We start from the raw sequence: 17,564 nt of genomic DNA on the forward strand, positions 1-17,564 counted from the left end.
GTCCGCCGCGCTGCGCGCCCTCGCCGCCCGCGGCCACCACCGGCCCGCGCTCGCCTCCTGTTTCACCGCGCCCGGCCGCTTCGCCGCCCAGTGCGCCGCCGCGGCCCCCGGGCCCGCCGCCGCGCCGCTCGGCGACCACCCCGCGCTGGCCCGGCTGGTGCTGCACCGTTACGACCAGGCGCTCGCTGCGCGCAGCGCATACGACCACGACCCCACCAGGGCGGCTACCGTCACCGTATGACGGGCACACGAACGACGGCCGGCCGCGAAGCGGGTCACAACGGCACGGGCTACGGACCGGCCGACACCGAACGCTGGGTCCCCGAGCCCGACAAACGCCCGGGACGCACCGCCTTCCAGCGGGACCGTGCCCGGGTGCTGCACTCCGCCGCGCTGCGCCGGCTCGCGGGCAAGACCCAGGTGGTCACGCCCGGCACCACCGAACACCTGTGGGACGCCAGCCCCCGCACCCGCCTCACCCACTCCCTGGAGTGCGCCCAGGTCGGCCGGGAACTCGGCGCGGCCCTCGGCTGCGACCCCGACCTGGTCGAGACCGCGTGCCTCGCCCACGACCTGGGCCACCCGCCGTTCGGGCACAACGGCGAGCAGGCGCTGAACGAGGTCGCCGCGCCCTGCGGCGGCTTCGAGGGCAACGCGCAGTCGCTGCGCCTGCTCGCCCGCCTGGAACCAAAACGGTTCGTCCCCGACGCGGACGGTACGGCCGTCAGCGTCGGCCTCAACCTCACCCGGGCCGCCCTGGACGCCGCGACCAAGTACCCCTGGCCGCGCGGCGGCCACCCGACCGACCCCGGTTCGCCCAAGTTCGGGGTCTACGAGGACGACCTGCCGGTCTTCACCTGGTTCCGGCAGGGTGCTCCCGAGGCGGCGCGCAGCTTCGAGGCGCAGGTCATGGACTGGGCCGACGACGTGGCGTACTCGGTGCACGACGTCGAGGACGGGCTGCACGCCGGATACCTGGACCCCAACTGCCTGCTCGCCGAGCCCGAACGTGCCGAAGTGTTCGCGATCGCCGTGGAACGTTACGCGCCCGGCGCGGACCCCGCGGAACTGGGCGCCGCCCTCGACCGGCTGCTCGACCAGGAGTGGTGGCCGCACGGCTACGACGGCACGGCCGTCGCCCAGGCCCGTCTGAAGGACGCCACCAGCCAGCTCATCGGCCGCTTCTGCCTCGCGGCGGAGACCGCCACCCGGGCCGCGTACGGGGGCGGCCGGCTCACCCGGCACCGCGCGCGGCTCGTCGTACCGGCCGGAACCCGGCTGGAATGCGCCGTGTTGAAGGCCGTGGCGGAACGGTACGTCATGCGCCGCCCCGACCAGGAGGCGCTCCGCGCCGACCAGCGCGTGGTCATCGCCGAACTCGCCGAGGCGCTCATCGCCCGCGCCCCGGACGGCCTCGACCCGCAGTTCCGCGCCCTGTACGACCAGGCCGAAGCGGCCGGGGACGACACCGCGCGGATGCGGGCCCTGATCGACCAGATCGCCGCCCTGACCGACGCCACGGCACGCTCCCTGCACGCCCGGCTCACCCGGCCGCCGGGCACCCGCTGACCGGCCGCACCGGCGCCGCAGGGGCACCATGGGGGAGGCCCGTGCGACTCCCGGGTAACCGGACCCCTTCCCGCGGCACGCCCGGTGCGGGACGCTCTGGCTTGAGTGTTTCGAACCAGGGAAACAAAACAGGGGCACAACGGGGTGACCGGCCGTGGAACGCGGTATGTCCCCCAGTGCCCGGACGGCCTGGGAGGTGCACCGCCCGGCGTCGTACGACCGGGCGGGGGACACGCGGGCGGCAGCACGCCGCCCGGGCACTGCGGGGGTAGAACGGGGACACCGATCGGGGGGCGTTCACGGACGCGGACGCACCGCGCCGCAGCGAGGAGGAAGCAAGTGGTCGACGCACACCAGACGTTCGTCATCGTCGGGGGTGGCCTGGCCGGGGCAAAGGCCGCCGAGACCCTTCGTGCGGAAGGCTTCACCGGCAGGGTGATACTGATCTGTGACGAGCGCGACCACCCGTACGAGCGCCCCCCGCTCTCCAAGGGGTACCTGCTCGGCAAGGAGGAACGCGACAGCGTCTTCGTCCACGAGCCCGCCTGGTACGCCGGCGCGGACATCGAACTGCACCTCGGCCAGCCCGCCGTCCACCTCGACCGGGCGGCCCGCACCGTACGGCTCGGCGACGGCACCCTGATCGCGTACGACAAGCTGCTGCTGGCCACCGGTGCCGAGCCGCGCCGCCTGGAGATCCCCGGCACGAACCTGGTCGGCGTCCACCACCTGCGCCGCATCGCGCACGCCGAGCGGCTGCGCGGCGTCCTGCACTCCCTCGGCCGGGACAACGGCCACCTCGTGATCGCCGGCGCCGGCTGGATCGGCCTGGAGGTCGCCGCCGCCGCGCGCTCGTACGGCGCCGAGGTGACCGTCGTCGAGCCCGAGCCGACCCCGCTGCACAGCGTCGTCGGCCCCGAACTGGGCAGCCTCTTCACCGACCTGCACCGTGAGCACGGCGTCCGCTTCCACTTCGGCGCCCGCCTCACCGAGATCGCCGGACAGGACGGCGTGGTGCTCGCCGCGCGCACCGACGACGGCGAGGAGCACCCGGCCCACGACGTGCTCGCCGCGATCGGCGCGGCCCCGCGCACCGCCCTCGCCGAACAGGCCGGGCTGACCCTGGTCGACCCGGCGCACGGCGGCGGCGTCGCGGTGGACGCCGCGCTGCGCACCTCCGACCCGAACATCTTCGCGGCCGGTGACGTGGCCGCCTTCCCGTACTCCCTGCTGCCCTCGGAGGACGGCGAGCCGGCCGTCCTGCGCGTCGAGCACTGGGCCAACGCCCTGAACGGCGGGCCCGCCGCCGCCCGCGCCATGCTCGGCCAGGAGGTCGCCTACGACCGCATCCCGTACTTCTTCTCCGACCAGTACGACGTCGGGCTGGAGTACTCCGGCTACGCGCCCCCGGGCTCGTACGACCAGGTCGTGTGCCGCGGCGACGTCGGCAAGCGCGAGTTCATCGCCTTCTGGCTGTCCGAGGGGCGGCTGCTGGCGGGCATGAACGTCAACGTGTGGGACGTCACCGACCCGATCCAGAAGCTCATCCGCTCGGGACAGGTCCTCGACCCGGACACGCTGGCCGATCCGGAGGTGGCGCTGGAGTCGCTGCTCTGAGACCCGGGCGCCCGGTACGCCCGTCCGGCGGGCGGGGTGGCCGTGCCCGCCCGCCGGACGGGGTACCCGTACCGCAGCCGACGCCCAGGGAGAGAACAGCCATGCCCGCAGCCACCGTCACACCGGACGACGTCCAGGAAGCCGCCGCCCGCCTCAAGGGCGTCGTCCACCGCACCCCCGTGCTGCGTTCCCGCACCCTCGACCGCCTGGTCGGCGCCGAGGTGCACCTCAAGTGCGAGAACTTCCAGCGCGTCGGCGCGTTCAAGTTCCGCGGCGCCTATAACGCCGTCTCCCGGCTGGCGCCGGAGCAGCTGGCGCGGGGCGTCGCGGCGTTCTCCTCCGGCAACCACGCCCAGGCGGTCGCGCTGGCCGCCCGGGAGCTGGGCAGCAGCGCCGTCATCCTCATGCCCGAGGACTCGCCGCGCTCCAAGCGGGACGCGACCGAGGGGTACGGCGCGGAGATCGTCACGTACGACCGCTACACCGGCGACCGGGCCGCGCTCGGCACCCAGCTCGCCGCCGACCGCGGCCTGGCCCTGATCCCGCCGTACGACCATCCGCACGTCATCGCCGGGCAGGGCACCGCGGCGCTGGAGCTGATCGAGGACACCGGCCCGCTGGACGCCCTGCTCACACCGGTCGGCGGGGGCGGGCTGATGGCGGGCTCGGCGCTCGCCGCCACCGCGCTGTCGCCCGGCATCCGCATGATCGGCGTCGAGCCGGAGGCCGGGGACGACACCCGGCGCTCGCTGGCGGCCGGCGAGCGGGTCCGCATCCCCGTACCGCGCACCATCGCCGACGGGCAGGCGCTGCCCGAGCCCGGCGAGCTGACCTTCGCGATCAACCGGCGGCTGCTGGACTCGGTGGTGCTGGTCAGCGATGACGAGATCCGCGCCGCGATGCGGCTGGCCTTCGAACGGCTGAAGATCGTCACCGAGCCGAGCGGGGCCAGTGCGCTGGCCGCCCTGCTGGCCGGGGCCGTCGAGCCGCTGCCGCGCCGTATCGGGGTGGTGATCTCCGGCGGGAACATCGGGCTGGACCGGTTCCTGGAGCTGATGGGGTGAGCGGAGCCGACGGGCCGGGGTTGGCCCGGCGGCACCGCCCGGCCCCGCCCGCCGCACGGGTCCGGGCGGGACTGTCGTACCCCACCCGTAGAATTCAGGCGTGGCAGGCAGGATCAACGATGACGACGTGAAGGCGGTGCGGGACGCGGTCCCGATCGACGCCGTCGTGTCCGAGTACCTCCAGTTGCGCAACGCGGGTGGCGGCAACCTCAAGGGCCTGTGCCCCTTCCACGACGAGAAGTCCCCGTCCTTCCACGTCAGCCCGGCCAAGGGGCTCTACCACTGCTTCGGCTGCCAGGAGGGCGGCGACGTCGTCGACTTCATCATGAAGCTCGACCACCTCTCCTTCGCCGAGACCATCGAACGCCTCGCCTCCCAGGCCGGCATCACCCTGCGCTACGAGGAGGGCGGCTACGCCCCCGGCCGCCAGCAGGGCGAGCGCACCCGCCTGGTCGAGGCCCACAAGGCCGCCGCCCAGTTCTACGCGGAACAGCTCGACAGCCCCGAGGCCGAGATCGGCCGCAGGTTCCTCGCCGACCGCGGCTTCGACCAGGCCGCCGCCCAGCACTTCGGTGTCGGCTACAGCCCGGCCGGCTGGGACCACCTCACCCGCTTCCTGCGCGGCCGCGGCTTCAGCGACAAGGAACTGATCCTCTCCGGCCTCTCCCAGGACGGCCGCCGCGGCCCCATCGACCGCTTCCGCGGCCGCCTGATGTGGCCGATCCGCGACATCGCCGGCGAGGTCGTCGGCTTCGGCGCCCGCAAGCTGCGCGACGACGACAACGGCCCCAAGTACCTGAACACCCCCGAGACCCCCCTCTACCGCAAGTCCCAGGTTTTGTACGGCATCGACCTCGCCAAGAAGGAGATCGCCAAGACCAACCGGGCGGTCGTCGTCGAGGGCTACACCGACGTCATGGCCTGCCACCTCGCCGGCATCACCACCGCCATCGCCACCTGCGGCACCAGCTTCGGCGAGGGCCACATCAAGATCCTGCGCCGGCTGCTGATGGACAACTCCGGCTCCGAGGTCGTCTTCACCTTCGACGGCGACGCGGCCGGCCAGAAGGCCGCGCTGCGCGCCTTCGAGGACGACCAGAAGTTCGCCGCCCAGACCTCCATCGCCATCACCCCCGGCGGCATGGACCCGTGCGACCTGCGCCTGGCCAAGGGCGACGCGGCCGTCGCGGACCTGGTGGAGTCCCGTACGCCGCTGTTCGAGTTCGCGCTGCGGCAGGTCGTCGCCCGGCACAACCTGGACACCACCGTGGGCCGCGCCGCCGCCCTCGACGAGGCGGCGCCCATCGTCGCCAACATCAAGAACAGCTCCATCCAGCACGAGTCCGCCGTGCAGCTGGCCGGCATGCTCGGCATCCTCGACACCCAGTTCGTGGTCCGCCGGGTCGGCCAGCTCGCCCGCTGGGCGCGGGAGCGCGGCCGGGACGGCCAGGACCCGTCCCGTACGGGCCGCCGCGCCGCCCAGCAGGCTCCGGAAACCACCCAGCCGCCGCCCGGCCCGCGCGGCCCCGCGCTGAACCTCCGCAGCCCCGCCCACCGCGTCGAGCGCGAACTGCTCAAGCTCGCCCTCCAGCGCCCCGACCTGGTCTCGCCCGCCTTCGACGCGTACGGCGCCGACGAATTCACCGCGCCCCCGTACGCCACCGTCCGCCGGTGCATCGAGGACGCCGGCGGCGCGCTGTCGGCCGCGGGCGACAACACCTACCTCGCCCGGGTCCGCGAGGCCGCCCCCGACGACACGGTCCGCGCCATGGTCACCGAGCTGGCCGTGGAGCCCCTGCACACCCGCCGCGACCCCGACGAGGCGTACGCGGGCGTCCAGTTGGTCGCCGTCCGGCTGGCCGCCGTCAACAGCCGCGTCACGGAGATCCGCGGTGCCCTCCAGCGCCTCGGCGCGAACGCCGACCCCCAGCACCTGGCCGCCGTCCAGAACGAGCTGTGGGTCCTCCAGCAGTACGGGCAGTCGCTGCGCGAGCGGGGATACGCGGCGCTGTAGGAGCGCCGTGCGCCGCGTCGCGGCCGGTTGCCGTACGGGCCCGCCGCAACCGCGGCCGTGCCGGCCCGTCGGCTCCGCTCCGCCCGCCGCGGCCGTCCTTACCCCGCCGTAGCCGCGCGGTCACCGTGCGGACCCAAAAAGTGCCCGCACGCCCCTCGTGGCGGGCGTGTGTCGTACTCCACACTGAGGAGCGGTGCCTGAGTCCTCGGAGCGCGGCGGGTCCGGGTGTACCGAACCGGAAACCCCCGCGGAACCGCTCTTGATGTACGGGACGGACAGCGGCTCGGCCGCAGACGCTCCCGGCCTTTCCGCCGCCTCAGCAGCGTTCACACTGGAGGTCGCCCCCGTGCAGACCCGGACCCTCGCCGACGCGCCGGCCGCGCAGACGGCCACCGTGCCGCAGCAGGCCGAGCCGCCCGCGCCCGAAATCCTCGTGGAGGAGATCGCCCCGGAGCCGCCGCCGCGTCCCGAGGCGGGCGGCCCCTCCTCCGACCTGTTCCGCCAGTACCTGCGGGAGATCGGCCGGATACCGCTGCTGACCGCCGTGGAGGAGGTCGAGCTGGCCCGCCGCGTCGAGGCCGGCCTGTTCGCCGAGGAGAAGCTGCGGCTCGCCCCCGACCTGGACTCCCAGCTGGCCCTCGACCTGGACAAGCTGGTCGTCCTCGGCCGGATGGCCAAGCGCCGCCTCATCGAGGCCAACCTGCGCCTGGTCGTCTCCGTCGCCAAACGCTACGTCGGCCGCGGCCTGACCATGCTCGACCTCGTCCAGGAGGGCAACCTCGGGCTGATCCGCGCCGTGGAGAAGTTCGACTACGCCCGCGGCTACAAGTTCTCCACGTACGCCACGTGGTGGATCCGCCAGGCCATGTCCCGCGCACTGGCCGACCAGGCCCGTACGATCCGCGTCCCGGTGCACGTGGTGGAGCTGATCAACCGCGTGGTGCGGGTACAGCGCCGGATGCTCCAGGAGCGCGGCTACGAGCCCGCTCCCGAGGAGGTGGCCACCCAGCTCGACCTGCCCGCGGAACGCGTCAGCGAGGTGCTGCGGCTCGCCCAGGAGCCGGTCTCCCTGCACGCCCCCGTGGGCGAGGAGGACGATGTCGCGCTCGGCGACCTCATCGAGGACGGCGACGCCGCGTCCCCCGTCGAATCGGCCGCCTTCCTCCTGCTGCGCGAACACCTCGAAGCGGTGCTCTCCACCCTCGGCGAGCGCGAACGCAAGGTCGTCCAGCTGCGGTACGGCCTGGTCGACGGCCGCCCGCGCACGCTGGAGGAGATCGGCCGGATCTTCGGCGTCACCCGCGAGCGGATCCGCCAGATCGAGTCCAAGACGCTGAACAAGCTGCGGGACCACGCCTTCGCGGACCAACTCCGCGGATATCTGGACTAGTCGGCCGGTGCGGGAAGGCCGGCACCCCTTGTCATTTTGTCATTGACTCGACAAGAACGCCCCGGCGTAGCTCTCCTCCCGCACCGCGATGTACTGCTGGCGCACCGCCTGCCCGACCGGCAGGTCCTCGCCGGGCTCGAAGACCTGGCTGGCCGCCGCGGGCCAGCGCGGCGGCTCGTGCGGCGGCAGGGTGCCGTGCGCCGCGCCCAGCGCCCACGCCGCCTGCCGGGCCGCGCCCAGCGCCGCGTAGTCCGCCGGCTGCGGCACCACGACCTGCGCCCCGAACAGCCCCGGCGCCGCCGCCTGCACGGCGCCCAGCTCGGCCGCCGCGCCCAGCAGGAACACCCGGCGCACCTCGACACCGCGCCCGCGCAGCACGTCCAGCGCGTCCGCGAGGCCGCACAGCATGCCCTCGAAGGCCGCCCGCGCCAGGTGCTCCGGCTTCATGCTCTCGCGGCGCAGACCGTGCAGCGATCCGGCCGTGTGCGGCAGGTGCGGTGTCCGCTCGCCCTCCAGATACGGCAGCAGTACCAGTCCGTACGAGCCGGGCGTCGACTTCAGGGCCAGCTCGGACAGCCCCGTCAGATCGGTGCCCAGCATCTCGGCCGTGCCGCGCAGCACCCGTACGGCGTTGCTCGTGTGCACCACCGGCAGGTGCATGCCCGTCGCGTCGGCGAACGAGGTGATCGTGCCGTTGGAGTCCGCCAGTGCCTCGTGGTGGATGCCGAAGACCGAGCCGGAGGCGCCCAGCGACACCACCGCGTCGCCCGCGCCGACCCCCAGCCCGAAGGCGGCGGCCATCGTCTCGCCCGTACCGGCGGAGATCAGCAGCCCCTCCGGCGTGAACCCGGCGGTGCCGGACGGGCCCAGCACCTCCGGCAGCCGCACCTGGTGCCCGAGCGCCAGCTCCACCAGATCGGGCCGGTACGCGCCGGTGGCCGCCGACCAGTAGCCGGTCCCTGAGGCGCCGCCCCGGTCGGTCGTACGGCGCGCCGGCCGCCCCAGCAGCTGCCACACCAGCCAGTCGTGCGGCTGCAGGACCTCCGCGACGCGCGCCGCGTTCGCCGGCTCGTTACGGGCCAGCCAGCGCAGCTTGGTCAGCGGCTGGGCGGCGTGCGGGACGGCCCCGACGGCCTGGGTCCAGGCGACCCGTCCGCCGAGCGCGTCGGTCAGATCGGCCGCCGCGCTCTGCGCCCGCTTGTCGTTGCCGACCAGCGCGGCCCGTACGAGGGCACCGTCGGCGTCCAGCGGCAGCAGCCCGTGCTGCTGCGCGGACACCCCGATCGCCTGTACGCCCTCCAGGAGCCCGTTGCCCGCGGCCTCGCCGAGTGACATCAGCCACGCCTGCGGATCGATCTCGTTTCCCTTTTCGGCGGGGTGCGGCGCGTACCCCTGCCTGATCACGGCACCCGTGTCCGCGTCGCAGACCACGATCCGTGTGCTCTCGGACGAACTGTCCAGCCCGGCGACTATCCCCATGCCCCCAGATGATGCCCCATGTGCGGGACGGGACGGCTGTCAGGTTCACACGGCCGTGGGCGGGGGAGGCGGGCTCCGCGGGACGGGCGGCGGGCGCGGACGGCCGCTTCCCGGGGGCGGGAACCCGACGGCCGCCCGCCCCCGGTGCTCACGTACTGCCCGCGCCCCTGGTCAGGTGTTGCTCGTACCCCAGTCGTCCGCATCGCCGCCGCGCTGCTCGCGCAGCGACCGGATGCGCGCGGCCACCGGCCCCGGCATCCGGTCCCCGACCTTCTCGGACACCTTGTCGAACGCCTTCGTGGCCACCTCGCGGCCGCCGAGGGCGGCGGACTCGGCGGTGTTCCGGACGGCCGGGTTCTGCGTGATCCGCCGGGCGCTCTTGCGGAGCTGCTCGTAGCGCTCCCGGCCGGCTTTGGTGCCGAGCACGTACCCGATGGCCAGTCCCGTCATGAACGTGAGCCGGTAGCGCATCGTCGCTCCACCTTCCCTCTCGTCGGTCTCGCTCGCGCGCGCTGTGCGGTCGGTCCGCCGGTCTGTACTGCTCTGTACTGCACTGCTCTGTACTGCGCGCCTCCCGGCGGCTCCGCCGGGCCGTACGGCGCCTCTCCCCGCCGGTCCGCCGGGCTGTGCTGCCCGCCTACCCGCGGACCGGAAGATCATCCGGGACCACCCGTGGCCATACCGATTGGCGGAGCACCCCCCTGCTTGCGCTAATGTATGTGCAGCAGCGAGCGCACGCCGTCCGGAGCCCCGGATCGGAGTGCATTCGAGGCACACAGAGCAATCCCCTGTAGCTCAATTGGCAGAGCAGCCGGCTGTTAACCGGCAGGTTACTGGTTCGAGTCCAGTCGGGGGAGCTCGGTCCCCTGTAGCTCAATTGGCAGAGCATTCGGCTGTTAACCGGAGGGTTACTGGTTCGAGTCCAGTCGGGGGAGCAGGACGGAAGAGGCCCCCTCGGGGGCCTTTTTCCTGTGCGGACGGAACCGAACGCCCGGTGATCCAAGTCTTCTTGGACGAGCATGGCGGCCCAACGAGGACCCACCCGCGCAGCAGATCGTATGAGCGGCTATGCTGCGGCAGACGGCGCGCACAAATGTGCGCGGCGCGCCGTTTCGGGGCGGTAGCTCAGCCGGTTAGAGCAGCGGACTCATAATCCGTCGGCCGTGGGTTCGAGTCCCACCCGCCCCACCAGAAAAATCGATCTGACCTGCGGGAACGCGAAGATCGTGGACTGTCGTGGCTGCGATTCGCCTGCGGGCCCCGCAGCCCGAGTCCGCGGCCGGAGTCCCGCTCGCCGGGTCGCTGCTCAAGGCAGCACCGCAGGCACGACTCCCTGGATCTCTCGAACCCCGGGGCGGTGCTGTCGCCGTTGGCCTCGGATCGCCACCGGAAACGCCCTGCGCGAGATCTCGTGGTGTGCGTGGCGGGGACTCGTGCGGTGGGCCAGGATGTTCCCCCGGACCACTGCCGGGTTTGTGGCTCGCGCGAGCGTCCCGGACCGGCCTGCCCGGTCGGCGTGAGCCGGGTCGGTGGAGCCTCCCGGCCTTCACATGCCCGCCGCCGTTGCCGTCACCGCTCCAGGATCCCGGACCGGCCCATGCAGCCCCTGGCCCCCCGGAGCGCTCTTGACGCCGATCACTTTGCGGGATGCGGGCTGTGGCGGGCCCGGTTGTCGGGGCGGTGCGGACACGACGCCGGTCCCGACCGTTCGGCATGAGCGGTCGGGACCGGCTGGATGTGTCACCGCGTGTGCCGTCGTGGCGCGGTCGGCGATCCGGAGGTGCCGCTCCTCAGCGGAAGGATGCGCTAGGGAGCCTTCTTGAGGACGAACTTCTCCTCGGTGTCCGCGGACACCGAGAGGTACAGGCCTTTCTTGGCTCCTTGGCCGTAGGCGCCCACTTCGAGAGTGGTCTTCTCCGCGGGGCCTGTGCGGAGCGTAACTTTGATCATTTGGTTCGCGAGAGAGGTGTGCCTCTTGCCCATGGACCATGTGCCACTGCCGCTGGCGGTGCCGGTCACAGCACTGGCAGACCCGTCGAAACTTGAAGGCACCTTTTCTCCGGTCACCGACCCGTCCTCGCGCACGGTCAGCCGTGCTCCGCCGGGACCGGCCCAGGACCCGACGAAGTCACCGCGCTCCGCCTTGAACGGCTCCGAGTCACGGATGAGGAAGAACATCAGGACCCCGCCGACGACCAGCGCCAGCACCGAGGCCGCAATCGCCAGCTGAGTTATTTTCTTCATTTGATGATCATATCCTCTTCCCAGTGCACTTCCTGCTTCAGTGTCTTTCCTGGGAGATTGAAGTAGTCCGCGCCCCTGGTGAGCGGATCGAGAATGTAATCCTCGATCTTTTCTCTCATCATCGGCGGGTGCAGGAAAGAGGTGATGTCGGTGGAGTTTTTGAGTGTGATCGAAATCCTGGTCTTCCCGCTCTTCGCGTCTCGCGAGATGACCTTGTAGTCGTAATTGTACGAGCCGACGAAGGTCGCGGAGGAAGTGCCGAACTTTCCGTCGGTCAGTGCGACCTTCACGTTGCCACTGAGGCCGAGCGTCAGAACGTCCGAGAAGTCGCTTCCCAGGCGCATCCACCCCTCCCCCTTCTGGCCCATGAGACTGTACCCGCCGTTCTTCCCTTCATACTTCCCGCTCTGCACTTGAGCGCCGATCGCGACGCGGACATAGTCCATCGAGTGGTCATTGCGGAGCTGCTCGGTGAACTCGTCCCCGGCCTGGAAATACTCTGTCTCCCGGCCGATGCCGAGAAGCCACTGAAGCCCCAGGTTCAAGGCGGTCGGCTTCCCGTTCTTGTCATGGAGTGAGCTGGCGGAAAAAAGCTGACGCCAGAGCTGGAGAGCTGAGACCTCCTGTTCCGACAACCGTTTTTCAGCCACCCGGCACTGTTCTTCTTCTTGCCGGCGGCGCGCCTCTTCCTCCCGGATTTTGGCATCGAGGGTTGTGATGGTCCTGGTGTAGGCCTTCTCGGCGGCGGTGGCGTCCTGACCCGCGGCTATGGCCGAGGCGCGAGCCTGGCGCGCCGAGGCGTAGGCGGAGTCGGCGTCGGCATTGGCCCGCATCGCGAACGTGGAAGCCCGGGACGCTTCGTACTCGGCCTTGGCGGCGTCACGTTCGGCCTGGGCGGCCGCGGCGTCGGCCACGCTCGCCGACTTGGCTGCGGCCTTTGCCGATTCTTCGGCCTCCGTGGCGGATCTATCGGCATCCGCGGCGTACTTCTGAGCCAGCTTCTGCGAGGCGTCGGCGTTGTCCGCCGCCTCCTGGGCTTCGGTCGCCCGCCTATTGGCATTCGCCGCGATGACGGCGGCCTCGGCCGCGTTCTTCTGTGCGTTGGCGGCAGCGACGGCGGCTTCGGCGAGGAACTGCTGGATCACGGCGTTGTGGGCGGCGGTGAGCTGGTCGCTGCGGGCCATGGAGTACTGCTTGTTCTGGATGAATGCGTGCAGGGCTTCCGAGGTGCCCTCCAAGGCGACCCTGGCAGCAGCCTTTGTCTCGGCGCCGCCACTGCCCGCCAGCTTCGTGGCGGTGATGCGTTCGTCGTCCTCCTGGGCGGCGTACTGCCCTTCGCTCAGAAATGCGCGGATCTTGGCGATCGAGCCGTCCTTCAGCGCTGCCTGAGCCGCGGCCTTGAGCTGCGGCCCGCCGCTGGTCGCGAGCTGGGTGACGCGGATGCTGTAACCGGTGCGGGCTGCCTCGTCCGCGCCGGTGCGCAGGAATTCGCTGATCTGCTTCGCGTCTCCCTTGAGCGCTTCGTCCGCGGCCTTCCGGACATCTTCGTAGTTGCTGTTGACCGCGAGATTCTGCACGCGTACGCGTTCGTCCCGTTCGGCAGCCTGCTGCCAGCCGGTGCGCAGATATTCGGCGACGGCTTCGTCCGAGCCCGTCAGCGCTGCCATGGCGGCGGACCGGCTCCACGGGCTACCGGTTTTCATCGTGAGGACGGCGATCTTACGGCCCTTGGCCGCGAGTTCCGCGCCCTTGTCCCCGGGGTTCTCGGCCTCGGAGAGCAGGCGCTTGACTTCTTCCTCGACGCCGCGTGCGGTCTCGGACTGCTTGGCCTGTTCCTTCTTCGCCAGCGCCTCGTCCTGCTTCTCGACCCTGGCCTTCTGAATCGCGGTGTCCGTCCGGGCCTTCAGCTCCTCGGCTTCGAGCTTGGCCGCGATGTCGTGCACGTCCTTGGCCTTGGCGACGGCCGCGGTCGCGGTGTCCGCGGCTTCCTTGGCCGCCGCGGAGTGCGCGTCGGCTTCCTTGGCGGCCGTGGCGGCTTCGCCGGCGTGTTCCGCCGCCTTCCTGGCGGCGGCCGCGGCGTTCCTGGCGTGCCGCGCCGCCGAGCCGGCCAGCTGACGTGCCTGCCCGGCCGCGTTGGCGGCTTCGTAAGCGAGGTCCCGGGCCGCGAGGGCGGCACGGCGCGACCTCTGGGCATGGCCGCGTGCGGTCGCGGCCCACTGCTTCGCCCTGGCGGCCTGGGCATTCGCCGTACCGGCGTAACTGCCGGCCTCGTCTGCCGCACCGGCGGCGGCGTCGGCGTTCTCGCTGGCCCGGTAGGCCGCGTCCGCGGCCGCGCCGGCCGCCTTTGCGGCCACTTCCACCTGCCGGGCCGCTTCCTGGGACGTCTCCGCCGCGGCTGCCGCGGTGTCGGCGTCCTCGGCTGCCCGGCGTGCGACCGAGGCCGTGCCGGCGTTGATCGCTGCGTTGCCGGCGGCGTCACGGGCCCGTGCTGCCGCCGCCGCGGCGGCGGATGCGGCGGATGCGGCCTTCGCGGCGGCGTCCGCCGCCATGCGGGCGGCGTAATTGGCGGCCTGAGCCGCGCTGATGGCCTCCTGAGCCGCGGATGCGGCCTGCTGCGCCGCGTCCGCCGCTCGCCCCGCCCAGCCCGCAGCCAGTTTGGCGTCCTGGCCGGCCGCCTTGGTCTCCTCACGTGCCTCGTCAGCTGCCTTTTTGGCCAGCTTGGAGGCCTCCTCCGCCCGGTCGCCGGCCTCCTTGGCCGCGGCGGTCTGCTGCTCGGCGACCTTGCCGGCTTCCTTGGCCTGCTGGGCCAGCTGCGACACGGTCGCCCGTTCGTGGTCGCGGTTGCGCGCGATGGTCTGTCCCACGGCGAGGAATTCGCGGACATCGTTCATCGAGCCCCGCAGCGCGGTCTTGGCGGCTTCCTTGGTCGCCGGTCCGCCGGCATTCATGATCTGCGTGACGCGCATCCGGTCGTCCGTGTCCCTGGCCGGGTACTGCTCCTGCTCCAGGAACTTGCGGACGTCGTCGGTCGAGCCGCGCAGCGCTGCAAGTCCGGCCTCTTTGACCGTCGGACCACCTGTCGTGGTGATCTTCGTGGCGCGCATGCGGAGATCGGACTCGGCCGGGTCCTTCCAGCCGTCCTTGAGGAACTTGACGACCTCTTCCTTGGATCCGGACTGCAGCGCGGTGAGGGCTGCCGCACGGACCATCACGCCGCCCGACTGGAACATCTGAGTAGCAGTGATGTTAAGATCAGTCAGTTCGGCGAAGGAAAACCCGGTGTCGAGGAATGCGCGGACGTCTTCGTCGGAGCCGAGCAGCGCCGCTTCAGCCGCAGCCTTGACGTTCGGGCCACCGGCCGACCATAACTCCACCACGCGGGCCCGGGAAGCATTGGGTGCCTCGGCGGCAATGGCAGGAGTTGTTCCGAGCAGGCCCGCGAGAAGCGCTGAGGGCAGCAGGTTCAAGCTCAGCAATCGTATTCCGAATCTATATCTCTTTTTTGTCCGCGCCGGGCGGCGCAGGCTTTTCTTCATTTGTTGATCCTTGAATTTAGGGTGCGTTTCGGCACGGTGATCATAGCCACGTCCGGCGTCGAGACGACGAGAGAAGAGGGCTGGACGCCGTACGGGGTTGCGTCGAGAAGGTCACGGAAGTATCTCGCTGTGCGCAAGGTTGTACTGCGGCGGATCACGAAATCGTCACGCGACTCAACCATGGGTGCCGTCCCGACTCGGCGCCCCGGCGGGCCCCGGAGAATACTTCGGCAAGTCGGCGATCGGGCGCGAAATGGGGTGGTACTCTCCGGCGATCTCCCTTATCTCGCTATTACGCTCGGCTATCTGCCGGGACATGATTGCTGGAAGGAATCCTCTGGTGATACCTCGCGTGCGTGGAAAGCTGCTTTCCGCCGGTGCTGTCACAGCGGCCGTACTCGCCACGGGCCTGACGGCCTTGACGGGCGGGTACGCGGTGGCCGCGCCCGCGACGGGTGACGACGACCTTCCCCCGTACGCCGTCGAGACGTTCGACTACCCGAACGCTGCGAAAATTCTGAAGGAACAGGGCATCACCCTCCGCAAGGGCGACGGCCACATCGTCCTCGCCGACTGCCTCGACCCCGCGGGCAAGGACATCCAGGTCTCCACCTCTCTCAGGCACCCGGGACAGACGGTGCCGGGCCGCTACTGCTTCAAGGTCACCGGGACGGGAAAGACCGGTTACCTCGCACTGGAGGTCCCCCGGGTCTACAACGTCATGACGGGCGACGTCGCAGTCCAGGCCAGCCTCACCGCCGACAAGAAGACCGAGTCGGTGAACGTGGGCAAGAACGACATGAAGGGCTTCGACTCGACTGACGGCAAGCCCGACGGTTACCCGGTCCTGGTCGAGCTCCGCGTCACCGGCTGACCGCCCCTTGTCACGCCCGACCTCCGGCTACGGGCACTGCCGTGGCCCGCACTTGAACTTAGACAGGAACATGCACATGTCTGCCAGACATCCGCGCGCAGCTCTCGTCGCGGGGCTCCTCACTCTCACCGCTGCGGGCAGCCTGTTGACCGCTGCCCCGGCGGGCGCCGTAGTCGGCACCGTCACCAAGGACGGCTCCTACCCCTTCACGGCCAAGCTGGACATCGGCGGCTCCCGTAGCTGCTCCGCCGCGCTGGTCGATGAGCAGTGGCTGGTCACCGCCGCCAGCTGCTTCGCCGAGAACCCGGCCCAGAGCCTGGACGTGCCGGCCGGCGCCCCGAAGATGAAGACCACCGCCACGGTGGGCCGTACGGACCTGACCCGCACGGACGGCTTCGTCCGGGACGTGGAACGGCTCGTGCCGCGCGGTGACCGTGACCTGGTCATGGCCAAGCTCGCCAAGCCCGTCACCGGCATCGGCCCTGCCGAGATCACCAACAAGGCCCCGCTGCCGGGCGAGGACGTCTTCGTCAGCGGCTACGGCCGCACCAAGGACGAATGGGTCCCCGACCGCCTGCACTACGGACGCTTCTCCGTAGGCGCGGCGAAGGAGACCACGGTCGGCATCAAGGGCAAGGACAACGGCGCCGCCGTCTGCGAAGGCGACACCGGAGCTCCCGTATGGCGTGACATCAGTGGCCGCTACGAACTGGTCGGCATCAGCAGCCGGTCGTGGCAGGGCGGCTGCATCGGTCACGATGACCAGATCCGCACGGATGCCATCGCGTCCCGCGCGGACGACATCGCCGGCTGGATCCAGACGGTGCGGCTGTCGACGAAGTTCCAGAACGTCAGTGACGTGCTCACCTCCGCCGACTTCAACGGTGACGGCCGTACCGACGTCGCCGCTGTCATGAACGACGGCAACCTGCACGCCTTCTATGCCAAGCCGGACGGCACTCTGCAGTACGGCCGCGAGCTGTGGACCCACGACGGCACCTGGGGCGGCTACAAGCAGATCATCGGCGGTGACTTCAACGGTGATGGCCTGGGCGACATCATCGCGCGCCACGAGGACGGCCAGATGTTCCTCTACACCGGAACCGCCGGTGGCAACCTGAACCCGCGCACCCAGGCCTGGTACGACACGTCCTGGAAGACGATGCGCCAGGTCGTGCGCTTCCGTGTCGACTACAGCTCCCAACGCGACGGCCTGGCCGCCGTGTGGAGCGACGGCTCGCTGCACGCTTACACCACCAAGGCCGACGGCACGCTCAGCGGGACCCAGCGTGACCTCTGGCACGACAAGACGTGGGACGGCATGCGCCTCCTGTCCAGCGGCGACTTCAACGGCGACGGCAAGGAGGACATCACCGCCATCGCTCCCGACGGCGGCCTCCGCCTCTACACCCGTAATGTTCTGGGCAGCGTCACCCGTGCTCCCGACCTCTGGTACGACAAGTCCTGGGGTGCCGCGCTCGCCCTGCTCCCCGGCGACTTCAACGGCGACGGCAAGGCCGACATCGCCGCCCGCTGGCCCGACCGCAGCCTGCACCTCTACACCGGCAACGGTAAGGGCTCCCTCGCTGCCGGGCCCACCATGTGGCCCACTGCCCCCTGACCGACCAGCGTGTCCGCACGACTGCTGAGCGCGCCGCCTCCGCGCCGTTCTCAGCGCGTCACCGCTGACTGACCCATCAGCGGGCACAGTCACACCGCCGCTTACGCGCCCGGCTGCACATCCGGTCATGTACGCGGAGACATGCCCGCAGCCGTC

Annotated in this window: 11 protein-coding genes, 3 tRNA genes and 1 pseudogene; 11 read left to right on the plus strand and 4 right to left on the minus strand. The window is 71.1% G+C overall.

Annotated features, from left to right (window positions below):
* The 6 genes and pseudogenes from IH45_RS0117300 to IH45_RS0117325 all read left to right on the plus strand — a co-directional run.
* Positions 1 to 241: pseudogene (locus IH45_RS0117300) on the plus strand (sirohydrochlorin chelatase); the annotation flags it as partial.
* On the plus strand, positions 238 to 1,569 hold the full coding sequence (locus IH45_RS0117305) for a deoxyguanosinetriphosphate triphosphohydrolase (RefSeq protein WP_030668410.1): 1,332 nt from the start codon (positions 238 to 240) through the stop codon (positions 1,567 to 1,569). The pseudogene IH45_RS0117300 and the gene IH45_RS0117305, both read left to right, overlap by 4 nt.
* A gap of 339 nt (positions 1,570 to 1,908) precedes the next feature.
* The gene (locus IH45_RS0117310; RefSeq protein WP_030668414.1) at positions 1,909 to 3,186 is read left to right on the plus strand and encodes an NAD(P)/FAD-dependent oxidoreductase; all 1,278 of its coding nucleotides are present in this window, start codon (positions 1,909 to 1,911) and stop codon (positions 3,184 to 3,186) included.
* A gap of 101 nt (positions 3,187 to 3,287) precedes the next feature.
* Entirely contained in the window at positions 3,288 to 4,250 is a 963-nt protein-coding gene (locus tag IH45_RS0117315; RefSeq protein WP_030668417.1) for a threo-3-hydroxy-L-aspartate ammonia-lyase, read from the plus strand.
* Between the two features lie 100 nt (positions 4,251 to 4,350).
* Positions 4,351 to 6,264, plus strand: a complete 1,914-nt coding sequence (gene dnaG, locus IH45_RS0117320) for a DNA primase (RefSeq protein WP_030668420.1) — start codon at positions 4,351 to 4,353, stop codon at positions 6,262 to 6,264.
* Between the two features lie 193 nt (positions 6,265 to 6,457).
* Positions 6,458 to 7,654, plus strand: a complete 1,197-nt coding sequence (locus IH45_RS0117325; protein ID WP_030668424.1) for an RNA polymerase sigma factor — start codon at positions 6,458 to 6,460, stop codon at positions 7,652 to 7,654.
* A gap of 39 nt (positions 7,655 to 7,693) precedes the next feature.
* On the opposite strand, the gene IH45_RS0117330 is transcribed toward IH45_RS0117325, so the two are convergent.
* Both IH45_RS0117330 and IH45_RS0117335 read right to left on the minus strand, forming a co-directional pair.
* Positions 7,694 to 9,133, minus strand: coding sequence for an FGGY family carbohydrate kinase (locus tag IH45_RS0117330; protein WP_030668427.1), 1,440 nt, complete (start codon positions 9,131 to 9,133; stop codon positions 7,694 to 7,696).
* 171 nt (positions 9,134 to 9,304) lie between these two features.
* Positions 9,305 to 9,604, minus strand: coding sequence for a hypothetical protein (locus tag IH45_RS0117335; protein ID WP_003985195.1), 300 nt, complete (start codon positions 9,602 to 9,604; stop codon positions 9,305 to 9,307).
* A 313-nt stretch (positions 9,605 to 9,917) separates the two neighbouring features.
* On the opposite strand from IH45_RS0117335, the gene IH45_RS0117340 reads away from it, so the two are divergent.
* From IH45_RS0117340 to IH45_RS0117355, 3 genes are all read left to right on the plus strand, one after another.
* Positions 9,918 to 9,990, plus strand: a tRNA-Asn gene (locus tag IH45_RS0117340).
* A gap of 5 nt (positions 9,991 to 9,995) precedes the next feature.
* Positions 9,996 to 10,068: transfer RNA gene (locus IH45_RS0117345), tRNA-Asn, on the plus strand.
* A 179-nt stretch (positions 10,069 to 10,247) separates the two neighbouring features.
* Positions 10,248 to 10,324 (plus strand) — tRNA-Ile (locus IH45_RS0117355).
* A 615-nt stretch (positions 10,325 to 10,939) separates the two neighbouring features.
* On the opposite strand, the gene IH45_RS0117360 is transcribed toward IH45_RS0117355, so the two are convergent.
* On the minus strand, positions 10,940 to 11,377 hold the full coding sequence (locus IH45_RS0117360) for a hypothetical protein (protein ID WP_030668430.1): 438 nt from the start codon (positions 11,375 to 11,377) through the stop codon (positions 10,940 to 10,942).
* Positions 11,374 to 14,913 (minus strand): ALF repeat-containing protein, encoded by a 3,540-nt coding sequence (locus IH45_RS0117365; protein ID WP_078897618.1) that lies wholly within the window; start codon positions 14,911 to 14,913, stop codon positions 11,374 to 11,376. The genes IH45_RS0117360 and IH45_RS0117365 overlap by 4 nt, the downstream gene beginning before the upstream one ends.
* A gap of 340 nt (positions 14,914 to 15,253) precedes the next feature.
* Between IH45_RS0117365 and IH45_RS0117370 the strand changes: the two genes are divergently transcribed.
* Entirely contained in the window at positions 15,254 to 15,787 is a 534-nt protein-coding gene (locus tag IH45_RS0117370) for a hypothetical protein (RefSeq protein ID WP_030668436.1), read from the plus strand.
* Between the two features lie 76 nt (positions 15,788 to 15,863).
* Positions 15,864 to 17,408, plus strand: coding sequence for an FG-GAP-like repeat-containing protein (locus tag IH45_RS0117375; RefSeq protein WP_030668439.1), 1,545 nt, complete (start codon positions 15,864 to 15,866; stop codon positions 17,406 to 17,408).
* The last annotated feature ends 156 nt before the right edge of the window (positions 17,409 to 17,564 follow it).

The organism is Streptomyces rimosus subsp. rimosus, from assembly GCF_000720725.1.
Lineage (GTDB): Bacteria > Actinomycetota > Actinomycetes > Streptomycetales > Streptomycetaceae > Streptomyces > Streptomyces rimosus_A.

Bases quoted from the DNA above. Each gene is read 5' to 3' on its own strand.
- IH45_RS0117375 (WP_030668439.1), top strand. From the start codon at position 15,864: ATGTCTGCCAGACATCCGCGCGCAGCTCTCGTCGCGGGGCTCCTCACT.
- IH45_RS0117315 (WP_030668417.1), top strand. From the start codon at position 3,288: ATGCCCGCAGCCACCGTCACACCGGACGACGTCCAGGAAGCCGCCGCC.
- IH45_RS0117360 (WP_030668430.1), bottom strand. From the start codon at position 11,377: ATGAAGAAAATAACTCAGCTGGCGATTGCGGCCTCGGTGCTGGCGCTG.
- IH45_RS0117335 (WP_003985195.1), bottom strand. From the start codon at position 9,604: ATGCGCTACCGGCTCACGTTCATGACGGGACTGGCCATCGGGTACGTG.
- IH45_RS0117365 (WP_078897618.1), bottom strand. From the start codon at position 14,913: ATGAAGAAAAGCCTGCGCCGCCCGGCGCGGACAAAAAAGAGATATAGA.
- IH45_RS0117330 (WP_030668427.1), bottom strand. From the start codon at position 9,133: ATGGGGATAGTCGCCGGGCTGGACAGTTCGTCCGAGAGCACACGGATC.
- IH45_RS0117305 (WP_030668410.1), top strand. From the start codon at position 238: ATGACGGGCACACGAACGACGGCCGGCCGCGAAGCGGGTCACAACGGC.